Annotated in this window: 18 protein-coding genes and 1 riboswitch; of the genes, 5 read left to right on the top strand and 13 right to left on the bottom strand. The window is 68.8% G+C overall.

The window, feature by feature from the left end; genetic code table 11:
- The first annotated feature begins 5 nt into the window (after nt 1-5).
- Nucleotides 6-290: a DUF3017 domain-containing protein gene (locus tag ACWDTS_RS08365; RefSeq protein WP_197255271.1), complete on the top strand. Its 285-nt coding sequence runs from the start codon at nt 6-8 to the stop codon at nt 288-290.
- Here the strand turns inward: ACWDTS_RS08365 and metX are convergent.
- On the bottom strand, nt 287-1,417 hold the full coding sequence (gene metX / locus ACWDTS_RS08360) for a homoserine O-acetyltransferase MetX (protein ID WP_450117936.1): 1,131 nt from the start codon (nt 1,415-1,417) through the stop codon (nt 287-289). The two genes, ACWDTS_RS08365 and metX, sit on opposite strands and share 4 nt — an antisense overlap.
- Nucleotides 1,418-1,550: 133 nt before the next feature.
- Nucleotides 1,551-1,668, bottom strand: a riboswitch (SAM riboswitch).
- A 260-nt stretch (nt 1,669-1,928) separates the two neighbouring features.
- On the opposite strand from metX, the gene ACWDTS_RS08355 reads away from it, so the two are divergent.
- A complete protein-coding gene (locus tag ACWDTS_RS08355; protein ID WP_197255275.1) occupies nt 1,929-3,146 on the top strand; it encodes an NADP-dependent isocitrate dehydrogenase in 1,218 nt (405 codons plus the stop codon).
- A 115-nt stretch (nt 3,147-3,261) separates the two neighbouring features.
- Here the strand turns inward: ACWDTS_RS08355 and acnA are convergent, their stop codons facing one another.
- From acnA to ACWDTS_RS08335, 4 genes are read right to left on the bottom strand one after another with little or no spacing between them, the layout of a single operon-like run.
- A complete protein-coding gene (gene acnA / locus ACWDTS_RS08350; RefSeq protein ID WP_450108684.1) occupies nt 3,262-5,859 on the bottom strand; it encodes an aconitate hydratase AcnA in 2,598 nt (865 codons plus the stop codon).
- Nucleotides 5,856-6,770 carry a citryl-CoA lyase gene (locus ACWDTS_RS08345; RefSeq protein WP_450108683.1) on the bottom strand — a complete coding sequence of 305 codons (915 nt, stop codon included), beginning with the start codon at nt 6,768-6,770 and terminating at the stop codon, nt 5,856-5,858. Before ACWDTS_RS08345 ends, acnA begins: the two co-directional genes overlap by 4 nt.
- Nucleotides 6,767-7,972 carry a CaiB/BaiF CoA transferase family protein gene (locus ACWDTS_RS08340; RefSeq protein WP_420750637.1) on the bottom strand — a complete coding sequence of 402 codons (1,206 nt, stop codon included), beginning with the start codon at nt 7,970-7,972 and terminating at the stop codon, nt 6,767-6,769. The genes ACWDTS_RS08345 and ACWDTS_RS08340 overlap by 4 nt, the downstream gene beginning before the upstream one ends.
- Complete coding sequence (locus tag ACWDTS_RS08335; RefSeq protein ID WP_420750636.1) at nt 7,969-8,742, bottom strand: IclR family transcriptional regulator; 774 nt, start codon at nt 8,740-8,742, stop codon at nt 7,969-7,971. The genes ACWDTS_RS08340 and ACWDTS_RS08335 overlap by 4 nt, the downstream gene beginning before the upstream one ends.
- Nucleotides 8,743-8,900: 158 nt before the next feature.
- On the opposite strand from ACWDTS_RS08335, the gene ACWDTS_RS08330 reads away from it, so the two are divergent.
- Nucleotides 8,901-10,265 (top strand): MFS transporter, encoded by a 1,365-nt coding sequence (locus ACWDTS_RS08330; protein ID WP_420750635.1) that lies wholly within the window; start codon nt 8,901-8,903, stop codon nt 10,263-10,265.
- A gap of 8 nt (nt 10,266-10,273) precedes the next feature.
- On the top strand, nt 10,274-11,701 hold the full coding sequence (locus tag ACWDTS_RS08325; RefSeq protein ID WP_450108682.1) for an MmgE/PrpD family protein: 1,428 nt from the start codon (nt 10,274-10,276) through the stop codon (nt 11,699-11,701).
- Nucleotides 11,702-11,913: 212 nt separating this feature from the next.
- Here the strand turns inward: ACWDTS_RS08325 and ACWDTS_RS08320 are convergent, their stop codons facing one another.
- From ACWDTS_RS08320 to ACWDTS_RS08285, 8 genes are read right to left on the bottom strand one after another with little or no spacing between them, the layout of a single operon-like run.
- The gene (locus ACWDTS_RS08320) at nt 11,914-13,071 is read right to left on the bottom strand and encodes a flavin reductase family protein (RefSeq protein WP_450108681.1); all 1,158 of its coding nucleotides are present in this window, start codon (nt 13,069-13,071) and stop codon (nt 11,914-11,916) included.
- Complete coding sequence (locus ACWDTS_RS08315; protein WP_450108680.1) at nt 13,068-13,514, bottom strand: acyl-CoA thioesterase; 447 nt, start codon at nt 13,512-13,514, stop codon at nt 13,068-13,070. Before ACWDTS_RS08315 ends, ACWDTS_RS08320 begins: the two co-directional genes overlap by 4 nt.
- A gap of 7 nt (nt 13,515-13,521) precedes the next feature.
- Nucleotides 13,522-14,295: an enoyl-CoA hydratase/isomerase family protein gene (locus tag ACWDTS_RS08310; protein WP_450108679.1), complete on the bottom strand. Its 774-nt coding sequence runs from the start codon at nt 14,293-14,295 to the stop codon at nt 13,522-13,524.
- A gap of 15 nt (nt 14,296-14,310) precedes the next feature.
- A complete protein-coding gene (locus tag ACWDTS_RS08305) occupies nt 14,311-14,811 on the bottom strand; it encodes a peptidase associated/transthyretin-like domain-containing protein (RefSeq protein ID WP_420750630.1) in 501 nt (166 codons plus the stop codon).
- 11 nt (nt 14,812-14,822) lie between these two features.
- On the bottom strand, nt 14,823-15,608 hold the full coding sequence (locus tag ACWDTS_RS08300) for a dioxygenase family protein (RefSeq protein ID WP_420750629.1): 786 nt from the start codon (nt 15,606-15,608) through the stop codon (nt 14,823-14,825).
- Nucleotides 15,605-16,846 carry an NAD(P)/FAD-dependent oxidoreductase gene (locus tag ACWDTS_RS08295; protein WP_450108678.1) on the bottom strand — a complete coding sequence of 414 codons (1,242 nt, stop codon included), beginning with the start codon at nt 16,844-16,846 and terminating at the stop codon, nt 15,605-15,607. Before ACWDTS_RS08295 ends, ACWDTS_RS08300 begins: the two co-directional genes overlap by 4 nt.
- Nucleotides 16,843-17,154, bottom strand: coding sequence for a 2Fe-2S iron-sulfur cluster-binding protein (locus ACWDTS_RS08290; RefSeq protein WP_420750627.1), 312 nt, complete (start codon nt 17,152-17,154; stop codon nt 16,843-16,845). The genes ACWDTS_RS08295 and ACWDTS_RS08290 overlap by 4 nt, the downstream gene beginning before the upstream one ends.
- Nucleotides 17,147-18,433: a cytochrome P450 gene (locus ACWDTS_RS08285; RefSeq protein ID WP_450108677.1), complete on the bottom strand. Its 1,287-nt coding sequence runs from the start codon at nt 18,431-18,433 to the stop codon at nt 17,147-17,149. The genes ACWDTS_RS08290 and ACWDTS_RS08285 overlap by 8 nt, the downstream gene beginning before the upstream one ends.
- Before the next feature lie 320 nt (nt 18,434-18,753).
- Between ACWDTS_RS08285 and ACWDTS_RS08280 the strand changes: the two genes are divergently transcribed.
- Complete coding sequence (locus tag ACWDTS_RS08280) at nt 18,754-20,097, top strand: MFS transporter (RefSeq protein ID WP_420750625.1); 1,344 nt, start codon at nt 18,754-18,756, stop codon at nt 20,095-20,097.
- Nucleotides 20,098-20,106 lie beyond the last annotated feature (9 nt).

The raw sequence follows: 20,106 nt of genomic DNA, 5'->3' as shown, positions 1-20,106 counted from the left end.
CTCGGATGGACCGTTGGATGCGGTTCGCCCGCCGGAACCTGCCGTTGGTGGCGGTGACCGTGGTCATCGCCGCCGCGGTGGTGCTGGTGCTCGCGGACCGGTGGCGTCGTGGCGCGTTCGTGTTCGGCGGCGCCGTGATCCTCGCGGGTGTGCTGCGGTGGGCGCTGGCGCCCGAGCAGGTCGGGGTGCTGGCCGTGCGCGGCAAACGATTCGATGTCGCGGCGATGCTCCTGGTGGGAGGGGCGATCGTGGCGCTTGCCGTCTCGATCGACCCTCTCGGAACCGGTTAGCCGCGTTCGACCAGGTCCATCAGTTCGACCAGGAGCTTCGCGACGGCGTCGGCCTCGGTGAGGAATCCGTCGTGCCCGTCCCGCGATTCGAGGACCCGCAGACCGTCGCAGTTGGGCAGCCCGTCGGCGATCTCCTGCTGCAGCCGCAGCGGGTACAGCCGATCGGAGCTGACGCCCGCGACGATCGTCGGAACCGGGGAAGCGGCGAGCGCAGCCTGGACTCCGCCCCGTCCGCGCCCGACGTCGTGGCGGTTCATGGCCTCGGTGAGGACGACGTAGGTGCCGGGGTCGAACCGCGACACCAGCTTGTCGGCCTGGTGTTGGAGGTAGCTCTGCACCGCGTACCGTCCGCCCTGCCACGGATCCTCGTCGGCCTGAGGCGAATTCGCGTAGCGGGAGTCGAGTTCTTCCTCGGTGCGGTAGGTCAGGTGTGCGATGCGGCGCGCGATGCCCAGACCGGCGTCCGGACGGCGTCCGGTGCCGTGATAGTCGCCGCCCTGCCAGTCGGGGTCGCCGGTGATGACGGCCATCTGCGTGGTCTGGGTGCCGATCTGGTCGGCGGTGGCGCGGGCGCCCACGGCAAGGATCAGCGAGGCCCGGACCCGGTCCGGATGGGTGACAATCCACTCGAGCGTGCGCATGCCACCCATGGATCCGCCGGTGACGGCGGCGAGGGTCTCGATGCCGAGCACGTCGAGCAGCGCGGCCTCGGCGGCGACCTGATCGCGGATGGTGATCTGCGGGAAACGCGACCCCCACGGTTTGCCGTCCGGGGCGATGCTGCCCGGCCCGGTGCTGCCGCGGCAGCCTCCGAGCACGTTGGACGCCACGACGCACCAGCGGTTGGTGTCGATCGGGGCGCCCGGCCCGACCATTCCGGTCCACCACCCGGGTGAGGGGTGATCCGGTCCGGCGGGTCCGGTGATGTGCGAATCCCCGGTGAGTGCGTGCTCGACCAGGACGACGTTGTCGCGCGCGGGGGAGAGGGCTCCCCAGCGCTGCACCGCGAGCGTGACGTTCGGGAGCGTCTCACCGTTCTCCAGCGACAGAGCGCCGATGTCGACCAGGCCGAGACGGCCGTCCTCGGGAGGAAGGTCGACGTATCGCCGTTCGGTGCCCGCCGTCAAGACGCGGCCGCCTCGACGACGACGGTGGGGGTGAGGGTGTGGGTCATCATGTCCTTCTGGGCGGGCGGCGGATGGTCGGGTCGGATCTACGCGCGACAGCTCATGATCACAACTCTCATGGTCACTACCTCCCTGTACAGGCTTGCCGCCCGGCCTGTGCGCCGAACGGCCCGGTCTTCACCCGGAGCACCCCACCCTGACCGGAGGGTTGCCGACCAGCAAGCCGGGGCTCGATGCTGGTACTCATGACCTGAACGGCAAGTTTAGCGGCTCGTTCGGGCGCGCCGGAAGCCGGGCCGAGCGCCCCGCTGACCAGCGCAAAGTTACCGGTCGGTAGTGAAACCCGCGCTTTGCGCTCCCAGGGAATAGCAGTACGCTTGTCTTGTTTGGCACGTGTTCCCGCGCGTGTGAACACGTCCATGCTCAGATCCCTCTGAGCAGTGTGAAGCCGTACTCACAAAGTGCGGTCGAATCGGGCCGAGGAAACGTCCTAGGAGGACACGAAGCGCACATGTCCAAGATCAAGGTTGAAGGCAAGGTCGTCGAACTCGACGGCGACGAGATGACCCGCATCATCTGGCAGTTCATCAAAGACAAGCTGATCCACCCTTACCTGGATGTCGATCTCGAGTATTACGACCTCGGAATCGAGCACCGCGACGCGACCGACGATCAGGTCACGATCGACGCGGCGAACGCCATCAAGAAGCACGGCGTCGGCGTCAAGTGCGCCACGATCACTCCGGACGAGGCGCGCGTCGAAGAGTTCGGCCTCAAGAAGATGTGGCGCTCGCCCAACGGCACGATCCGAAACATCCTCGGCGGCACCATCTTCCGCGCCCCGATCATCATCTCCAACGTGCCCCGCCTGGTTCCGGGCTGGACCAAGCCGGTGATCGTCGGCCGTCACGCCTTCGGCGACCAGTACCGCGCCACCGACTTCAAGGTCCCCGGCGCCGGCACCGTCACGATCACCTTCACGCCCGAGGACGGCAGCGAGCCGATCCAGCACGAGGTGTGCAAGATCCCGGAGGACGGCGGCGTCGTCATGGGGATGTACAACTACAAGAAGTCCATCCAGGACTTCGCGCGTGCGTCGCTGGCCTACGGCCTTCAGCAGAACTACCCGGTCTACCTGTCGACCAAGAACACGATCCTCAAGGCCTACGACGGCATGTTCAAGGACGAGTTCCAGCGGATCTACGAGGAAGAGTTCAAGGCGGAATTCGACGCCGCGGGCCTGACCTACGAGCACCGCCTCATCGACGACATGGTCGCCTCCTCCCTCAAGTGGGAGGGCGGCTACGTGTGGGCCTGCAAGAACTACGACGGCGACGTCCAGTCCGACACCGTCGCGCAGGGCTACGGTTCGCTCGGCCTGATGACCTCCGTGCTCATGACCCCGGACGGCAAGACCGTCGAGGCCGAGGCGGCGCACGGCACCGTCACCCGTCACTACCGTCAGCACCAGCAGGGCAAGCCGACGTCGACCAACCCGATCGCGTCGATCTTCGCCTGGACCCGCGGTCTCGAGCACCGCGGCAAGCTCGACAACACCCCCGAGGTGATCGAGTTCGCGCAGCAGCTCGAGGACGTCGTCATCAAGACCGTCGAAGCCGGCCAGATGACCAAGGACCTCGCTCTGCTCGTCGGCCCCGAGCAGGGCTGGCAGACCACCGAGGAGTTCCTCGGCACCCTCGACGAGAACCTGCAGAAGGCTCGCGCCTGACGTAGCTCGCGACACAGCAGAACGGGGCGCCTCCGGAAGGAGGCGCCCCGTTCTTTTGCTTTTCGTCGGGTCGACAGCGTTGTCGGGCCGACAGCGTTGTCGGGCCGACAGCGTGTCAGACCGACAGCGGCGACCGCGTAGCCAGGAGATGTCCGAACAGGCCACCGGCACGCAGCCATTCGTACTCCAGCGGAGTGTCGAGCCGTGCCAGTGCAGTGCCCTCCCACGACACCCTGCCCGCGCGCGTGACCCGGACCGTGACGTCCCGGGATGTTCCGAGATCGTCCAGACCGAGCACGGAGATCTCCTCGCTGCCGTCGAACTCCTCGGGGGCGGGTCCGTCCCACTGGATCGGCAGGACACCCAGCGCGACCAGGTTGGTCCGGTGGATGCGTTCGAAGCTGCGGGCGAGAACGGCCCGGACACCGAGCAGCCGTGTCACCTTGGCGGCCCAGTCGCGGGCGGACCCGGCGCCGTAGAGTTCTCCCGCAACCACGACGACGGGTGTGCCGTGCTCCCGGTGGTGTTCGGCGGCGACGTGGACCGGCACCGGAGGCTGCTCCGGCGAGATCCGCGTCCAGCCGCCCTCGCGCTCGGGCGCGAGGAAGTTGCGCAGGCGGGTGTTCGCGAAGCCGCCCCGGACCATCACGTCGTGGTTCAGCCGGCGAGAACTGAAGGTGCCCAGCGCCCGTTCGTCGACACCGCGTTCGACGAGCCAGCGTCCGGCCGCGGAATCGGGCAGGACCCGCGCGACGGGGGAGATGTGGTCGGTGGTCACGGCATCCCCGAGCACGAGCAGGGGACGCGCGTGCAGGTCTCCCGTGATCGCGGGCACGGTCAGCTCGGTGTCGGTGAACGGGGGCCGGCGGATGCTGCCGGTTTCCCCGTCCCACCGGTAGTGCTCGCCGTGCGGGTACTCGAGCTGTTCCCAGCGGTCGGTCGTCAACGCCCGATCCGCGCCACGGCCCAGCGCTGCCGCTTCGTGCTCGGCGAGCAGCGCGTCGATCTCCTGCTCGTCCGGCCAGAGGTCGGCGAGGGTGACCGGCGAGCTGTCACCGGCGTGACCGAGAGGCTCGGCCGACAGGTCGACCCGGACGTTGCCGGCCAGGGCGTAGGCCACGACCAGCGCCGGGGAGGCGAGGTAGGCGTGGGTGACGTCCGGGTGGATCCGGCCGGTGAAGTTCCGGTTGCCGGACAGCACGGCGGTGTCCGCGGTCCTGTCCGAGCCGGCCGGGGCCGGAGACAGCGGACCGGAGTTGCCCATGCAGGTGCCGCAACCGAATCCGGTGACGTGGAAACCGAGCCGGTCGAGGTGTGCCTGCAGGCCGCTGGACTCCAGGAGGTCGGCCGCGGCGCGGGATCCGGGGGTGAGCGAGGTCTTGGTCCACGGTGCCGCGGCGAGACCGGCCGCGACGGCGTTGCGCGCGAGCAGACCCGCGGTCACCAGGGCGCGGGGGTTGGACGTGTTGGTGCAGCTGGTGATCGCGGCGATGGCGATGTCGCCGCTGTGCGAGCCGGACTCGCCGCGGGATGCGGGAACGTCGGACAGCGACAGGGCTTCGTGCGGCCGCGACGGACCGGCCAGCGTCGTCGTGATGCTGCCGAGGTCGATCCGCAGTGTCGTCCCGAACCGGGGGACCGGGCTGGTTGCGGTGTGCAGCAGGCCCTGGGCGGCCAGGTACTGCCCGGCCAGGCGGACCTGCTCGGGCGAGCGCCCGGTGGTGGACAGGTACTCGAGGGTGCGGTGATCCGCGGGGAACCACGCCATCGTGGCGCCGTATTCGGGGGCCATGTTGGCGACCGTGGCGCGGTCGGGCACCGACAGCGAACCGAGGCCGTCGCCGTGGAATTCGACGATCGCCCCGACCACGTTCACCGCGCGCAGACGTTCCGCCAGGGTCAGTGCCAGGTCGGACGCGAGCACTCCCGGCGCGAGGCGGCCGGTGAGTTCGACACCGACGACGCGCGGCACCCGGATCATGAGGGCCTGCCCGAGCGCTGCGGCGGTGGCCTCGATTCCGCCGACGCCCCACCCGGTGACACCGAGCGCGTTGATCATCGTGGTGTGCGAGTCGGTGCCGACCAGCGCGTCCAGGGCCGCCACACGCAGGCCGTCGGATTCGGTGGTGGTGACCACCGGTGCCAGGACCTCGAGGTTCAGCTGGTGACAGATGCCGACCCCGGGCGGGACGACGCGGAGCCCGGGGATGCGGTCCTGGGCCCAGCGCAGGAATCGGTAGCGGTCGTGGTGGCGCATGTACTCGAGGTCGATGTTCCGGCCCGCTGCGGCGACGTGTCCGTGTTCGTCGACCTCCAGCGCGTGGTCCACGACGAGGTCGAGGGGCAACGACGGCCGGAAGGCGGATGCGTCGATGCCGTCGCTCTCGGCCCGCTCGAGCAGGGTCACGATGTCCGCCAGCACCGGAATGCCGGAGGCGTCCTGGAACAGGACACGTCCGGGGAAGAACGGAACGGCGGCGGTCTCGTCCCGGCGGGTCAGGGCGAGGACGTGCTCGGGCAGCGCCTCGGGATGGCCCTGATTGCGCAGGGCCCCTTCGACGAGCGTCTTCAGTGACCAGGGGAGCTCGCCGATCGGTCCGGCGCCGTTGGCCTCGGCGGCGGCGAGGCTGTAGTAGTGCAGCGGAGAACCGGCCGGGTCGTCGAGCGGCAACGCCGTCAGCGACCGGAAGGGATCCGTGTCGGAGATGCTCATCGGCCGTTCGTGTCCTCCGCTTCGGGATCCTCCACCGATTCGGGATCCCACGCGCGCTCGGGATGCCCGACGTAGGTCGGGAGCAGCGGAGGCGGCATCGGGCCCTTGATGCGGCGACCGCTCTGCGACTCCTCCCAGCTGTGGGCGAGAACGCCGACCGAGCGGGACAGGATGAACAGGCCGCGGGCGAGTTCGGCGGTGAAGCCGAGTTCGGCGTAGATGACGGCCGTCGCACCGTCGATGTTCATGGGAACCGGTCGGGCGCGGCCCGCGGAGAGCTGTTCCTCCAGTTCCAGCGCGGCCGCGAGGTAGCGGCCGGACACGACTCCGGCGTCGACGGCGGCCTGGACCGCCTCCAGAAGAGGATCCCGGCGCGGGTCGCGGGTGTGGAACCGGTGGCCGAAGCCGGGAACGTAGGCCCGGCGCGCGCGATAGGCCGCCACCTCGGCCGCCACGGCCTCGCCGAGATCGCCGCCCTCGGCGGACGTGACCAGCCGCTGCAGGAATTCGACGCACTGCTGGCCGGCACCGCCGTGGACGTCGCCGAGCAGGCCGACACCGGTCGACATCGCGCCGTGCAGGCCGACACCGCACGTGGCGGCCATCCGGGCGGCCGCGATCGACGGTGCCTGCGGCCCGTGGTCGACGGCCGCGACGAGCGCCTTCTCCAGCAGGGCCGCCTCGGCGCGGGACGGCATCGAGCCCCGCACCATGGTCCAGATGGTCTCGACGAACGTGGCCCGGCGGATGAGGTCCTGGATGGGGTATCCGCGGAACCGGATCACGTCGGGTTCGATGTCCGAGACGGCGGTGCTCCACCAATCGGCGGTCTTCTGCGAGTCCACCGCCTCGAGGGCAGCCGTGCGGGCCGGGGAGGTGGCGAGGTGTCGAGTCGTTTCTGCGGTGGTCATACGGCACCTTCTTCACGGAAGCTGGTGATCTGGTCGGCGGTGAAACCGATCTCGGCCAGGATCTCGTCGGTGTGCTCACCGAGGGTCGGCGGGCGGGTGGCGGGGCCGACGGCCTGACCGTCGACATGGGTGGGCAGGCCGAGGACCTGGACGGTGCCGGCGTCTCCGACCGGCATCTCCACCTCGGAGATCAGCTGACGGTGCCGGATCTGTTCGGAGCGAAGCGATTCCGACACCGGGACCACCGGTGCGGCCGGGACTCCGGTGTCGAGGAGGATCTCGTCCCACTCGGCCGCGGACTTCTCCTTCAGCGAGATCTCGAGTTCGTCGCGCAGGATCTCGCGGTTGCGCTTGCGGTCCTCGCGGGTGACGAAGCGGGGGTCGGTGATCAGTTCCTCGCGGCCGAGCACCTTGCAGAGGATCTCGTACTGCTCCTGCTTGTTCGCCGCGATGTTGAGGACGCCGTCGGCGGTCTTGAAGGCACCGGAGGGGGCCGAGGTCATGTTCTCGTTGCCCATGGGGATCGGCTCCTTGCCCGTGACAAGGTGATTGGAGACGACCCAGCCCATGGAGGTGATCGCGGCGTCCAGCATGGACGTGTCGAGGTAGGCGCCCTGTCCGGTCGCGCGCTGGCGGACGATCGCGGCGCATACGGCCATCGCCGCGGCGAGGCCGCCGAAGCTGTCGCAGACCGGGTAGCCCACCCGCAGGGGCGCCGACCGGGTGTCGCCGGTGACGCTCATGATTCCGGACATGCCCTGGACCACCTGGTCGTAGGCGGGGCGGCCGCGCAGCGGGCCGGTGGCGCCGAACCCGGACACCGCGCAGTAGACCAGGCGGGGGTTGATCTCCTTCAGGCGGTCCCAGCCGAAGCCGAGGCGCTCGAGCACGCCCGGACGGAAGTTCTCCAGCAGCACGTCCGCGTCGGCGAGCAGGCGTTCGAAAACCTCCTTGCCGCCAACGGTCTTGAGGTTCACGGTGACCGATCGCTTACCCGAGTTCTGGGCGAGGAAGGAGACGCCCATGTATTCGGCGCTCAGGCCCGGGTCCGCACCCAGCTGACGGGCCAGGTCACCGCTGCCGGCGGTCTCGACCTTGACGACGTCGGCACCGAGGAGGGCGAGCTGGTAGCCGGCGAAGGGGCCGGCGAGGACATTGGTCATGTCGAGGACGCGCACGCCCCCGAGCAGATCGGTGGTCAAAGGAAAGCCTCCACGGTTCCGAGCCCGACAGCACTGATCTGCCGGGCGGTGTCAATTACGGCGTCGACGTACCGGGCGACCCGGTCGGCGGTGAAGCGCGACGTGGGGCCGCTGATCGAGAGTGCGGCGAGGACTCGGCCGTCGGCGGAGAGAATCGGGGCGGCGACCGCCGAGGCGCCCAGTTCCCGCTCTCCGTGGGTGATCGCGCAGCCGGCCTCGAGGTCCCCGGCTGCTCTGCTGCGCAGGTCCGCTGTGCTCACGCCGTTCTGCTCGGCCAGCGCGTCGAGGACCTTGTCCGGGCAGGCGCCGAGCAGGATCCGGCCCGCGGCACCGGTCGTCAGGGGGTACTGCGCCCCGACCTGGACCACGCTGCGGACCGTGGTGGTTCCCTCGATCTGCGCGACCGACAGGCGGTGCAGGTCCTGGCGGATGTAGATGTTCACGGTTTCGCCGCACCGGTCGCGCAGGGCGGTCATCAGCCTCCGGGCCTCGGGGCCGATCTCCCACATCGCCTCGGCCAGCTTGACCCAGCGCAGGAACGAGGGCCCGACGCTGTAGGTCGTCGATTCGCCGGGGCTGGCGATGATGCCCTGCGACGTGAGCGTGCCCAGCAGCCGCACCACCGTGGACTTGGGCAGTCCACTGATGTCGACGAGTTCGCGCAGGGTCCGGACCGGATGTTCGGCGTCGAACCCGTTGAGCAGATCGAAGGCGCGGGCCACGCTGCGGACCCCGCCGTCGGCTCCTGCGGCCGCTGTTACCTGTGTCATGACGCCACTGTAGGTCCGCTAGGTGGTTTCTGCAAACCATCTGATGGATAAACGTCGTATTGACTTGTCAACAACACCATGATTTTATGCGTGACGCAGACCACAGGACTGCTCTGTGGTTCCGATCGACCACGTAGTGGTCGAACACGAGGAGGAAAATGACCACCAGCGGCGAGCTCATCGAAGAAGGTGTGAACAACAACGGGGTGAACACGGAGGGGGGTGCGAAGACCACGGGGAACCCCGCCATGGCGCGCCGAGCCGCGCTCGCCGGAGGCGTCGGTACCGTTATCGAGTACTACGACTTCAGCGTCTACGGATTTCTGGCGCTGACCCTGGCGCCACTGTTCTTCCCAGAGCAGGACCCGGCCACGGCGACCCTCTCGGCGCTGGCTGTGTTCGCGTCCTCGTACCTGGTCCGTCCCGTCGGCGGCTGGTTCTTCGGGATCCTCGGTGACCGCCGCGGCCGGCGCTTCGCGCTCGTCTCGACGGTGCTGCTCATGTCCGCCGCGTGCCTCGTGATGGGTCTGCTGCCCACCCACGCCAACATCGGCATCGCGGCGACCGTCGCGATCGTGATCGTCCGCCTGGTCCAGGGCTTCGCGGCGGGTGGTGAGGTCGGCGGTGCGGCGACCTACATCGCCGAACTCGCGCCTCCGGGGCGCCGCGGCTTCTTCGGAAGTTCCACCGCCATGGGTGCGACCTTCGGTTTCGCGGTGGCCGCGGCCGTCGTCGGTGCCGTCCGGCTGGGCCTGAGCGCCGAGCAGATGCAGTCCTGGGGATGGCGAATTCCGTTCCTGGTCTCCGTGATCTTCGCCGCCGTCGCCCTGTGGGGACGTCTCCGGCTCGAGGACAGCCCGCAGTTCAAGGAACTCGAGGAGCGTCTCGACGGACCGGCCGTGGAGAAGCGACCGCTGGCGACCGTGATCCGCAACCACCCGCTGTCGGTGCTCCGCGTGTTCGGCATGTCGGTCGCGCTCAACGGCACGGTGTACATCGGCCTGACCTATTTCGGAATCTTCCTGCAGCGCAAGGGACATCTCTCGCCGACGGCGATCGCGTGGATCGCCGCCGCGGGTATCGCGATCGCGACCATCACCTTCCCGCTGCCCGGTCTGCTCTCCGACCGGTTCGACCGTAAGCCGGTTCTGATCGTCGGCTACGTCGCACTCGCGCTCCTGGCCTGGCCGGCGTTCTCGATCCTGTCCACCACGAGCAGCGTGCTCCTGGCCATCGCGGTCTACGTCGTCTACATGTTCTTCAACGGATTCGTCCAGGTACCCACCTACGCCCTCGCGGCGGAGTTGTTCCCGACCAACGTGCGGTACACCGGGATCGCGCTGGGTTACAACCTGGGTACCATCACCGCCGGTGGCACCGCGCCCCTGATCGCGGAGCTCCTGGTGCAGCGCACCGGACAGGACACCAGTCCGGCAGGATGGGTCATCCTGGTCGCCGTGGTCGGTCTGATCAGCGTCGCCACCGTGGGGCGGACCGCGTCCAAGTCCCTGCCCCAGCACTGAGGAGTTTCATGAGTATCGACACCGCAACGCTGGAAACCGAGGTGCAGGCCGCGCCGGCCTCCCCGGAACGGCAGATGGCCCGTTTCGTCGCCGACACCGTGGTCGCCGACATCCCCTCCGATGTGCTCGCGATCGCCCATCAGGTCCTGCGCACGGTGTGCGGCACTGCGATCGCCGGGGCCGCCCAGGACGGAATCGCGGAACTGCGGAAGATGGTCGTCGTCCAGGGCGGTCGAGGTGAGGCGCGGTCGTTCGTTCACGGCGACCCCCTCCCGGCGCAGAGCGCCGCGCTGCTCAACGGCACCATGGCGCGCGCCCTCGACTACTGCGACACGATGGTCCCGGGGCTGCACCTCGGTTCCTCGGTCGTGCCGGCGGCGCTGGCCGCCGCCGAGCTCCGCGGCGGGTGCACCGGCTCGGAGCTCCTGGCGGCCCTGGCCGTCGGGCTCGAGGCGGGCATCCGGTTCAACCTCACCGAGGAGCAGTACGCCGGCCTCGACCCGACGGGCGTCGCCGGCCTCCTCGGAGCCACCGCCGCCGCGGCCCGGGCCGCCGGACTCGACGCCGAACAGACCCTGAACGCGCTGGCTCTCTCGTTCAACCGGTGCGCGGCGAGCTTCCAGAGCAACGTCGATGCGTCCCTCGCGGTGCGGTTGATCCAGGGCTGGACCGCGGCGTCGGCCGTGCAGAGCGTCCAGTTCGCCCAGGCTGGACTGACCGGGCCCGCGAACTACCTCTCGGGACCGTTCGGGTACGCGCGGCTGTATGCGCGCGGCGAACGCACTCCGGAGTCGTTCGTCGAGGAGATCGGCGGCCGCTACGGGCTGGGAGACATCTTCTTCAAGAAGTACCCGAGCTGCGGCCTGACCCAGGGTGTCACCGAATCCGCCCTCCTCGCACTGGAATCCGTCGGCAAGGAGAACATCGAGCGGGTCGACATCCACCTGCCGGAGTTCGCCCACAATCTCATCGGCAAGCCGTTCGAGCCGGGCACCAACCCGCGGGTCAACGCGCAGTTCAGTGCCCAGTACACCTGCGCGAACGCCCTCGAGCGCGGTGCCTCGCTGCTCGAGCACTTCGAACCGGAGCGGGTCGCCGAGCTCGACGGATCGGACATGCTCGCGCGGATCCGGGTGCATTTCGATCCGGAGCTGACCGGGCACTCGTCGTCGCGGGTCGAGGTGCACGCCACCACCGGCAGCACGTGGGTGCGGACCCTCGAGATCGGCCCGGGCTACCCCGGCAACCCCCTGACGCCGGAGGAGCAGGCACAGGGGTTCGGTGACTGCGTCGGCTATGCGCCCTGGCGCCTGCCGGCCGATCAGGTGCGCGACCTCGAGCGGATGACGTCCGATCTCACGACGGTGGAGGACGTCCGGAGCGTCGTCTCGGCGTTGATCAGTCCGGACGCGACGTCCCTGCCCGAGTCGCCGTAACGCCGAGCACGACACGAAAGAGGTCCGCGCCGGGGATGCCCGGCGCGGACCTCTTTTCTTTGTCGACGTACTGCCCTCAGGCGCAACCGATTTCGGATTCGACCGGTTGTGGGTGCAACCGGCTTCGGGGATGGGGTTCCGCCGACGAGGAGGGACCACCACGCGCGGTGGCGCATGGCGGTCCCTCCCGTTTCGTGCTCCGTTCGCCCGGGCTACCGGTTTTCGGCAGCCTCCTCGGCGAGTCGACGGAGTTCGAGTCCCCACGCTGCGATGTCCGCGCCCGGCGTGGGTGGTATCCGGCACAGCCGCAGCATGAGTTCGCAGCGGCCGTGAGCATTTCTGATGGGCGCCACCAGGCTTGCGCCCTGGTAGAGCGTCTGCGCCTCGAGCGGCACCGGTCGAAGTTCCGGCACTGCGGCGTGCAGCATCTGCCGGACCTCGCGCTGCCGGGCGGGCGTGACGGAGTCGAGGCCGTACTCGTCCAGGGCGGGGAACAGCAACCGGTCCCGCGTTTCACCGGCGTAGGAGCCGGTCCAGCCGTGTCGGCACGCGTGGGCCAACCGCTCCCGCGCGACGCTCAGCACCTCGTCGTCGGCAGAACCCCCCGCGGTCGCGAGCCACTGCTCGACCTCGGCCTCCGGGGCGCCCACCAGGAACACCTCACCGAGGGGAGGAGTCAGCGGCAGCTTCGAACCCAGGACGGTCGACGGCGGGACGTCGGCTGCGGCCACCGTCGCCACGGCAACCGCATGGTCGGCGACCTTGGCGTAGGCCGTGACCTCGCCTCCTGCCGCGTGGGCCAACGCCTGCATCCCGCTGCGGATGCGCTGCACGATCGGGACGCTCCCGGCGACGATCCCGTCGCTCGGTGCGACGAACGAACCGGGGACGAAGCCGCCGAAACCGCCCTGGAAGAACAGCAGCGGCGCAACGGGTCTGTGGATCGCGAGACTCTTCACCCGGCCGGTGACGAAGTAGTGGTCGCCCGCCGGGGTGGTGGATTCGAGGGTGCAGTCGATACTGCCCACGACGCCGGGCAACAGGGGGGAACCGTTGCCCGACGGCGACCACTCGACCCCGTCGAATTTCGTTGCGGCGGGCCGGGACAGCGCTCGGCACAGCGGTTCCTGGTCGTGGGCGAGGATGTTCACGGTGAACTTCCCCACCTTCTCGATCTCGGCGAAACTCGCCGAGTCGCGGGTGGGCAGGAAACCGACCAACGGGGGATCGAGGGACACCGACGTGAACGTCCCGACGATCATTCCGACCGGTGTCCCCTCGGCGGTCACGCTGGAGATCAGCGCGACCCCGGTGGGATGGTGACCGAGCACCTGCCGGAAATCGGCGGGATCGAGGACCCCGGTGCTCATGACGGTACGGCCACCGGAGTGGGGGCAGTCGAGTCGACCAGGGCGCGAACCTCGTCGGGCCACGCCATCGGACGCCCGCTGTCGCGATCGGTGAGGACGAAGACCGAGCGGGACGACGCGACGTCCTTCTCGCCGACGGACATCGTCTGGAGCAGCGTCATCGACGTGCGTCCGATCTTCTCGATCCGGGTGGCGGTCCGGATGGTCGCGGGGTAGTGGACCTGTCCGGTGAACTCGACCTCGAGCTTGACCAGGGCGAGGATGACGTCGAAACCGACTGTCGGCCTGACGCAGTCGCTCAGGAAGGCGAAGCGCGCGTTCGCGAAAACCTGGGTGAAGGCGGTGTTGCCCATGTGGCGCTGGAAGTCGAGGTCGCTGACCCGCAGGATGTCCTCGACGACGTGCCCGGAGGCGGCGAGCACCGTGCTCGGCTGGTCCGTCATGGCGTCCTCACCCGGCCTTGGCGGCCTTGACCGCGGCGCCGAAGTCCTTGAGGGCCTCTGCGCGGTATTCGCGCATCTCCTCGTTCGCCTCGCGACCGCGCACCAGGCCCTCGGCCAGCGGGAGATCGGCGACCTTGTGGAACAGGCGCTTGGTGGCCTGGAGGGAGGTGGGGATCTGCTCGGCCAAGGCCTGCGCGACCTTCAGGGCTTCGGCGTATTCCTCGCCCTCGGGGACCACGCGGGTGACCATGCCGAGCGCGGCGGCCTCCTCGGCGCCGACGAGGCGGCCGGTGGCCACCAGTTCGAAGCCGGCCTTGCGTCCGAGCTGCTTGGTGAGATTCGCCATCACCACGGCGGCGACCAGACCGTGCTTGATCTCCGGGTAACCCATCCGGACGTCGGCCGATGCGATCGTGATGTCGCAGGCCAGCGCGAGACCGCAACCGCCGCCGACGGTGTAGCCGTGGACCGCGCCGATCACCGGCTTCGAGATCTCGGGGATGGTCTTGTGCAGTTCGTAGGTGAGCCCGGCCCGCGCCTCGACGCGTTCGGTGTTGTCCGGCGTCAGCTCGGCGAATTCGCCGGTGTCCGCGCCGGAGCAGAAGGAGGTGCCCGCGCCGCGGATGACCACGGCCCGGATGTCGTCGTCCTTGTCGGCGCCGCGCAGCTCGTCGGTGAGGCGGATGTAGAGCGCGCTGTCCATCGCGTTGAGCTTCTTGGGACGGTTGAGGGTGAGCACCAGCACGTGGCCGAGGCGCTCGACGATCAGGTTCTCTTCCATGGTGGGGGCCTTTGCCTAGTCGAGGGAGAAGAAGACGGATTCCTGCTCACCCTGCAGGTGAATGTCGTACTGCAGGTGGCCTTCCTGGCCGGTGGGCTGGGCGACGAGCAGGTGACGGCGCTCCTCGGGCACCTGCTGCAGGATCGCGTCGGACCGGTTGGCGTCCGTCTCGTCGGGGAAGAACATCTTGGTGACCAGCGGTCCCGCGAGGCCGCGAGTGAAGATGAAGATGCCCAATTGCGGTGCGAGAGTGTGGCCATCGGCCAGGGTGACCGGCTGCGGCTTGCGCACGACGGCGCGGAAGCGCCCTTCCAGGGTGCGCACGCGGCAGGCCTGTTCGTCGCTCCAGAACTCGAGGAACGCGCCGTAGTCCACGTGCTCGCCCCGACCGTCGAGGAGCATGCCCTCGATGACGATCGCGTCGGGGTGGTCCTCGGAGACGGCCTGGGTGACCGCGGGCGGGGTCAGCGCGAAACCGAACAGGGGGCCGCAGGTCTGTGCGGGGGTGAGAATCATCGAGTCGTCCCTCATTCGAACGGGGTGGCGGCGGATCCGCGGAGCACGATGTCGAAGCGGTAGGCCAGTGCCGAGGGGTTCTTGGTCAGCAGGGCGCCCGGATCGGTCCGCTTGGGCGGGTACACGACGGCACCGCTGCCGTCGACGGTGGGCAGTGTCCTCGATGGGCCGAACGATTCGGAGATCGAGTTGTCCGCGTCCAGTTTGGCGACCAGCCGGTCCTGTCCACGCCGGTCCGGGATGGCATTGATCATGCGGTCCATCCGGATCAGCGGGTCGCCCTCGAAGTACATCTGGGTGACGAGGCGGCTCGCGCATCCGGCGCCGAGCACGGAGAAGTGGATGTGGGAGGCGCGCCAGACACGTGCACCGTCCTTGAACATCGCCGGGTACGGGCCGGGGCGGATCGTGACGAACCGGTAGTAGCCGCGGCTGTCGGTCAGGCAGCGTCCGGCACCGTAGAAGTTCGGGTCGAGCGGAAAGCCCGAGACGTCCAGGGAGTCGCGGTATCCGCCGGCGCTGTTCGCCTGCCAGATCTCGACGAGGGCGTTCTTGACCGGGACACCGCCGCTGTCGGTGATGTGGCCGTGCACGATGACCCGAGTGCCGATCGGCTCGGAGACGCCCTGCACGGTGAGGTCGCTGTCGAACGCGCCGAGCTTGAGCTGCCCGAAGGCGGGGCCCGGCCGGTTGTGGAAGAACTCCTTGTCCAGGTGCACCGGTGCCTGCAGGGGCACGCGCAGGGTGCTGACGAGGGAGTTCGAGTCCGCCAGCGGCGGATCGAACGATTCGATCATGATGTTGCCTCCAGTGCTTGTGCGGCGATGTCCCGGATTCCGAGGCTCTCGTCGGCCACGGTGTGCTGTGCGGGGCTGACCCCGCGGTCCATCAGCCTGCGGGCCGTCAGGAACGCGCCCGGGTCGTTGAGGGCCTCCACCGCGACGAGGTCGTCACCGCGGTAGTGCCACAGGGAGAATCCGTTGCCGTCCTCGGCCTTTCGGGTGACGACGGTGTCGCTCTCGTCGAGCAGGCCGACGATCTGCAGTTTCACGTCGTACTGGTCCGACCAGAACCACGGTGCGGGCCGCGGGGGAGTTTCCCTGCCCGCGATGTGCGCGGCCGCGGCCTTCGCCATGAACTCGGCGTTCTGCACCGACTCGAGTCGCCGTCGCCCGCCGCGCCACGCGAAGTTGGCGCAGTCGCCGATCGCGTAGACGCCGGGGGCGCTGGTGCGGCCGAGTTCGTCGACGGTGATGCCGTTGTCGACGTCGAGGCCGGCGTCGGCGGCGAGCTCGGCGACCGGTTCGGCGCCGATTCCGACGAGCACCAGGTCGGCCTCGATGCGGGTTCCGTCCGTCATCACGCCGGCGGTCACGCGTCCGTCCACGCCGTCGAACGAGGCGAGTTCACGACCTTCGACGAATTCGACGCCGTTGCCCAGGTGCACGGACCGGATGTGCTCGGCCGCCTGTTCGCTGACGACCCGCCCCAGCACTCGGTTGCGTTCGACCACCGTGACGCGACGGCCGAGACGTGCTGCCACGGCGGCGAATTCGAGTCCGATGAAGCCGCCACCGAGGACGAGCACCGACTTCGCGTCGTCGAGGGCGCCGGCCAGGGTGTCGGCGTCGGCGAGGGTCCGGAGCACGTGCACACCGGCGAGTCCGCCCACCAGCGCCTCGGGGAGCCTCCGGGCCCGGGTGCCGGTGGCCAGCACGAGATGGTCGTAGCGGAAGCTGGTGCCGGCGTCGGAGACGACGAGGCGCCGGTCGACGTCGATGCGGGCCACGCGTTCGCCGGTGCGCAGGTCGATCTGCGGTCCCCGGGCACGGCCGCCGAGTGCCAGGTGCTCGGGCTGGGCCTCGCGCAGCAGGTAGCGCTTGGACAGCGGAGGACGCTGGTAGGGGGCGGCCGGCTCGTCGCCGATGACGGTGACCGGGGCCTCGTATCCGGCGGCCCGCAACTGCATGGCGGCGGTGTGGCCGGCCTGTCCGGCGCCGACGATCACGGTTCCGTGGCTCATGGCTGTGCTCACCAGGCGGAGGGCACTTCGACGGTGATGCCGTCGAGCTCGGGCCGGGCAACGATCTGGCAGCTCAGCCGGCTGGTGTCGCGGCGGGGGACCTCGGCGAAGTCCAGCAGGTCGGCCTCGACCGGGGTGGGTTCACCGGTCCGGTGGTCCGACTCGACGTAGACGTGGCAGGTGGCGCACATCATTCCGCCGCCGCATTCGCCGACGATGCCGGGGACGCCGTTGGCGACGGCTGCTTCCATCAGGTTGATGCCGTCGGCGACATCCGCGGTGATGCGCTCGCCGTCGGCGATCCAGGTGACCTCAGCCATTTTCGGAACCTCCAAGGCGGACCTTCAGACTCTGGGGGCCGCGGTGGGCCATCGTCCTGGTCCATTCGAGTTGTTGTCCCTTCACCAGGCTCATGCCGGGGAAGGCGTTGACGAGTTCTTCGAGCACGATCTTCAGTTCGGCGCGTGCGAGGGGTGCTCCCATGCACACGTGGATGCCGTATCCGAAGGACAGGTGTTCACGGGAGTTGCGGCGGTGGATGTCGAAGACCTCGGGACGTTCGAACCGGGCCTCGTCGTGATTCGCCGAGGCCAGGCTGAGCAGGATCTTGCCGCCGGCCGGGATGGTCACGCCGCTCAGTTCGACGTCCTCGAGCGCGGTACGCCGCCAGGTCATGACGGGCGTGCTGTGCCGCAGGACCTCTTCGATCGCGCGGGGAATCAGCGAGGGGTCCGCGACCAGTTCCTCCCAGGCCTCACGATGCTCGAGCAGAGTGAGGACGCTGATGGTCAGGCCGTTGGTGACGGCCTCGTGACCGGCCAGCAGCAGCGCGAAGACGAGGCAGATGATCTCGTTCTCGGTTAGCACGCTGTCGTCGCCGTCACGCAGTTCCAGCAGCTTGCTGGGGTAGTCGTCGCGCGGGTCGACCTTGCGGTCCTCGACGATCTCCCGGCAGAACTGGAAGAAGTTGTTCAGCTCGTGGCCGGCGTCGATCATTTCCTGGTCGGTGAGCTTGCCCCAGATCATGGTGGCGCGGTTGAGCGCCCAGCGCTTGATCTGCAGCGGGTCCACGTCGTCGACGCCGAGCAGCATGAACACCACGCGCGCGGGCATCTCGTGGGTCAGTTCGGCGACGATGTCGACCTCGTCCTCACCGCGTGCGACCTTCTCGCGCAGGCCTTCGACGTACTCCTGGACCAGAGCGCGGACGCGGGGTTCGAAGTCGCGGTAGCGCTTGGGGTTCAGGAACTGGCCCGCACTCTGCCGGATCCGGGAGTGCCGGGGGCGGTCGGTGTTGGACTGCACCGGCTCCACCGTGAAGTTGTTGTCCGCGAGGAACCGGGTGAGCTCCTCGGGGTACGGCTTGACCGAGGACAGCACGTTCGCGGCCGAGAACCGGTCGGCGTCCTTGAACACCGCGAGGACGTCCTCGCGCCTGGTCACCACCCAGTAGTCGGTCTCGGCGTTGTAGAAGACCGGTGCCTCGCGGCGGGCGCCGAGGAAGAACTCGTAGGTGCCGTCGTGATCGAACGGCTTGAATCCGCTGGTCACGGGGCACTGTGCGGCGGCGGCGGTGGGCTTCTCGTCGGTGACAGTCATCCGTCTGCACTTTCTCCCGTCGGTCGTGTGTGACCGTGCTCGAGGTCACATTCGACCGTAGTTGTTGTTTTGTCAACAGACGGTCGAAGTGTGTCCAGAGTTTGATGATTTGTCAACAACTCCCCGGAAATCCGAGGACGGACGCGACTTCGCGGGAGAGCGTGTTGACAAGTCAAGAGTCTTCCGTCACCGTTGTGGTCCAGGTCACCGGACTCCGCCGAACCGATTCCGTGAGCGCAGTCCCGCCCTGGGGCCGGCGCTCCGTTGAAACCGGATTGCGGGCAGTGGCTTTCATAAACGACTCTGTCGAGAGGACTCCTATGGGAGCGAATCGGACTCCTGAACTCGCCGAAGCTTTCGCGTCGGCGGGTAGCACTGCGCCGGCAGGCATGGACCGGGAACGGCGACGCGTCGCGTATGCGACGCTCGTCGGCACCACGGTCGAGTGGTACGACTTTCTTGTCTACGCGCAGGTCGCTGCCCTGCTCTTCGGCAATCTGTTCTTCAGCGGTCTCGGCGAGTGGAGCCAGCTCACCGCGCTGGCGACCACCGGCGTGAGTTTCGTGTTCCGGCCACTCGGGGCGATCATCAGCGGATACCTCGGTGACCGTTACGGCCGCCGCCTCGTGCTGGTGCTCACGCTGGCCCTGATGGGTGTATCGACCGTCCTGGTCGGTCTGCTGCCGACGGCCGCGTCGATCGGTATCGCGGCTCCGATCTTGCTCATTCTGCTGCGGTGCCTCCAGGGGCTCTCCGCGGGCGGCGAGTGGGGTGGCGCGGCGATGCTCGCCGTCGAGCACGCCGAACCCGGTCGCCGCGGGCGCATGGGCTCCTTCCCCCAGATGGGCATGCCGCTCGGCATGATGCTGGCGATCATCGTGATGGCCGTCCTCAACGGCGTGCTGGGCAAGGAAGCGTTCGACTCCTGGGGCTGGCGTCTGCCGTTCCTGTTCTCGGTGGTGCTGGTCCTCGTGGGTCACTTCGTGCGGTCCAGGGTTTCCGAGTCGCCGATCTTCGCGCAGCTCGAGGAATCGAACGCCACGGCGAAGACCCCGCTGCGGGAGCTTCTCGGCAACCACTCCGGCAAGGTCTTCCTCGCGGCCGGCACGCTCGTGGGCAACATCGCCGCCGGGTACATGATCGTCGGTGGTTTCGTTCTCGCGTACTCCACCAAGACACACGACCTGCCCCGCAACCACGTGCTGATGTGGCTCGTCGCGGCCAGCGCGGTGTGGATCGCGTGCACCTACCTCGGGGCGTGGTGGAGTGATCGCGCCGGTCGCCGGGTCGTCTACCGCACGGGCTACTTCCTGCTGTTCGTGATGCTCGTGCCGCAGTTCTGGCTCCTCAGCGGGGGTTCCGAGCTCGGTACCGGCGTGGCGCTGCTGACGCTGGCGGCGCCGCTGGGTCTGACCTACGGACCGCAGTCGGCTCTGTTCGCCGAGATGTTCCCGGCGAAGATCCGGCTCTCCGGGGTGTCGCTGTCCTATGCGGTCGGTGCCGTGCTCGGTGGAGCCTTCGCTCCCACGATCGCCGAGGCGCTGACCAAGAGCTTCGGCTCGGTCATGGCAGTCGCTCCGTACCTGATGGGCATGGCCCTGCTCAGCCTGATCGCCGCGTTCCTCATCCCCGAGCGCTCCAAGGAGCCGCTGCCCACCCACTGAGTGCAGCGG

It is taken from the genome of Rhodococcus sp. NPDC003383, assembly GCF_053589115.1.
This window is presented reverse-complemented; position numbering and strand designations above follow the sequence as displayed.

Bases quoted from the DNA above. Each gene is read 5' to 3' on its own strand.
- ACWDTS_RS08365 (WP_197255271.1), top strand. From the start codon at position 6: ATGGACCGTTGGATGCGGTTCGCCCGCCGGAACCTGCCGTTGGTGGCG.
- ACWDTS_RS08355 (WP_197255275.1), top strand. From the start codon at position 1,929: ATGTCCAAGATCAAGGTTGAAGGCAAGGTCGTCGAACTCGACGGCGAC.
- acnA (WP_450108684.1), bottom strand. From the start codon at position 5,859: ATGAGCATCTCCGACACGGATCCCTTCCGGTCGCTGACGGCGTTGCCG.
- ACWDTS_RS08345 (WP_450108683.1), bottom strand. From the start codon at position 6,770: ATGACCACCGCAGAAACGACTCGACACCTCGCCACCTCCCCGGCCCGC.
- ACWDTS_RS08335 (WP_420750636.1), bottom strand. From the start codon at position 8,742: ATGACACAGGTAACAGCGGCCGCAGGAGCCGACGGCGGGGTCCGCAGC.
- ACWDTS_RS08330 (WP_420750635.1), top strand. From the start codon at position 8,901: ATGACCACCAGCGGCGAGCTCATCGAAGAAGGTGTGAACAACAACGGG.
- ACWDTS_RS08325 (WP_450108682.1), top strand. From the start codon at position 10,274: ATGAGTATCGACACCGCAACGCTGGAAACCGAGGTGCAGGCCGCGCCG.
- ACWDTS_RS08320 (WP_450108681.1), bottom strand. From the start codon at position 13,071: ATGAGCACCGGGGTCCTCGATCCCGCCGATTTCCGGCAGGTGCTCGGT.
- ACWDTS_RS08315 (WP_450108680.1), bottom strand. From the start codon at position 13,514: ATGACGGACCAGCCGAGCACGGTGCTCGCCGCCTCCGGGCACGTCGTC.
- ACWDTS_RS08310 (WP_450108679.1), bottom strand. From the start codon at position 14,295: ATGGAAGAGAACCTGATCGTCGAGCGCCTCGGCCACGTGCTGGTGCTC.
- ACWDTS_RS08305 (WP_420750630.1), bottom strand. From the start codon at position 14,811: ATGATTCTCACCCCCGCACAGACCTGCGGCCCCCTGTTCGGTTTCGCG.
- ACWDTS_RS08300 (WP_420750629.1), bottom strand. From the start codon at position 15,608: ATGATCGAATCGTTCGATCCGCCGCTGGCGGACTCGAACTCCCTCGTC.
- ACWDTS_RS08290 (WP_420750627.1), bottom strand. From the start codon at position 17,154: ATGGCTGAGGTCACCTGGATCGCCGACGGCGAGCGCATCACCGCGGAT.
- ACWDTS_RS08285 (WP_450108677.1), bottom strand. From the start codon at position 18,433: ATGACTGTCACCGACGAGAAGCCCACCGCCGCCGCCGCACAGTGCCCC.
- ACWDTS_RS08280 (WP_420750625.1), top strand. From the start codon at position 18,754: ATGGGAGCGAATCGGACTCCTGAACTCGCCGAAGCTTTCGCGTCGGCG.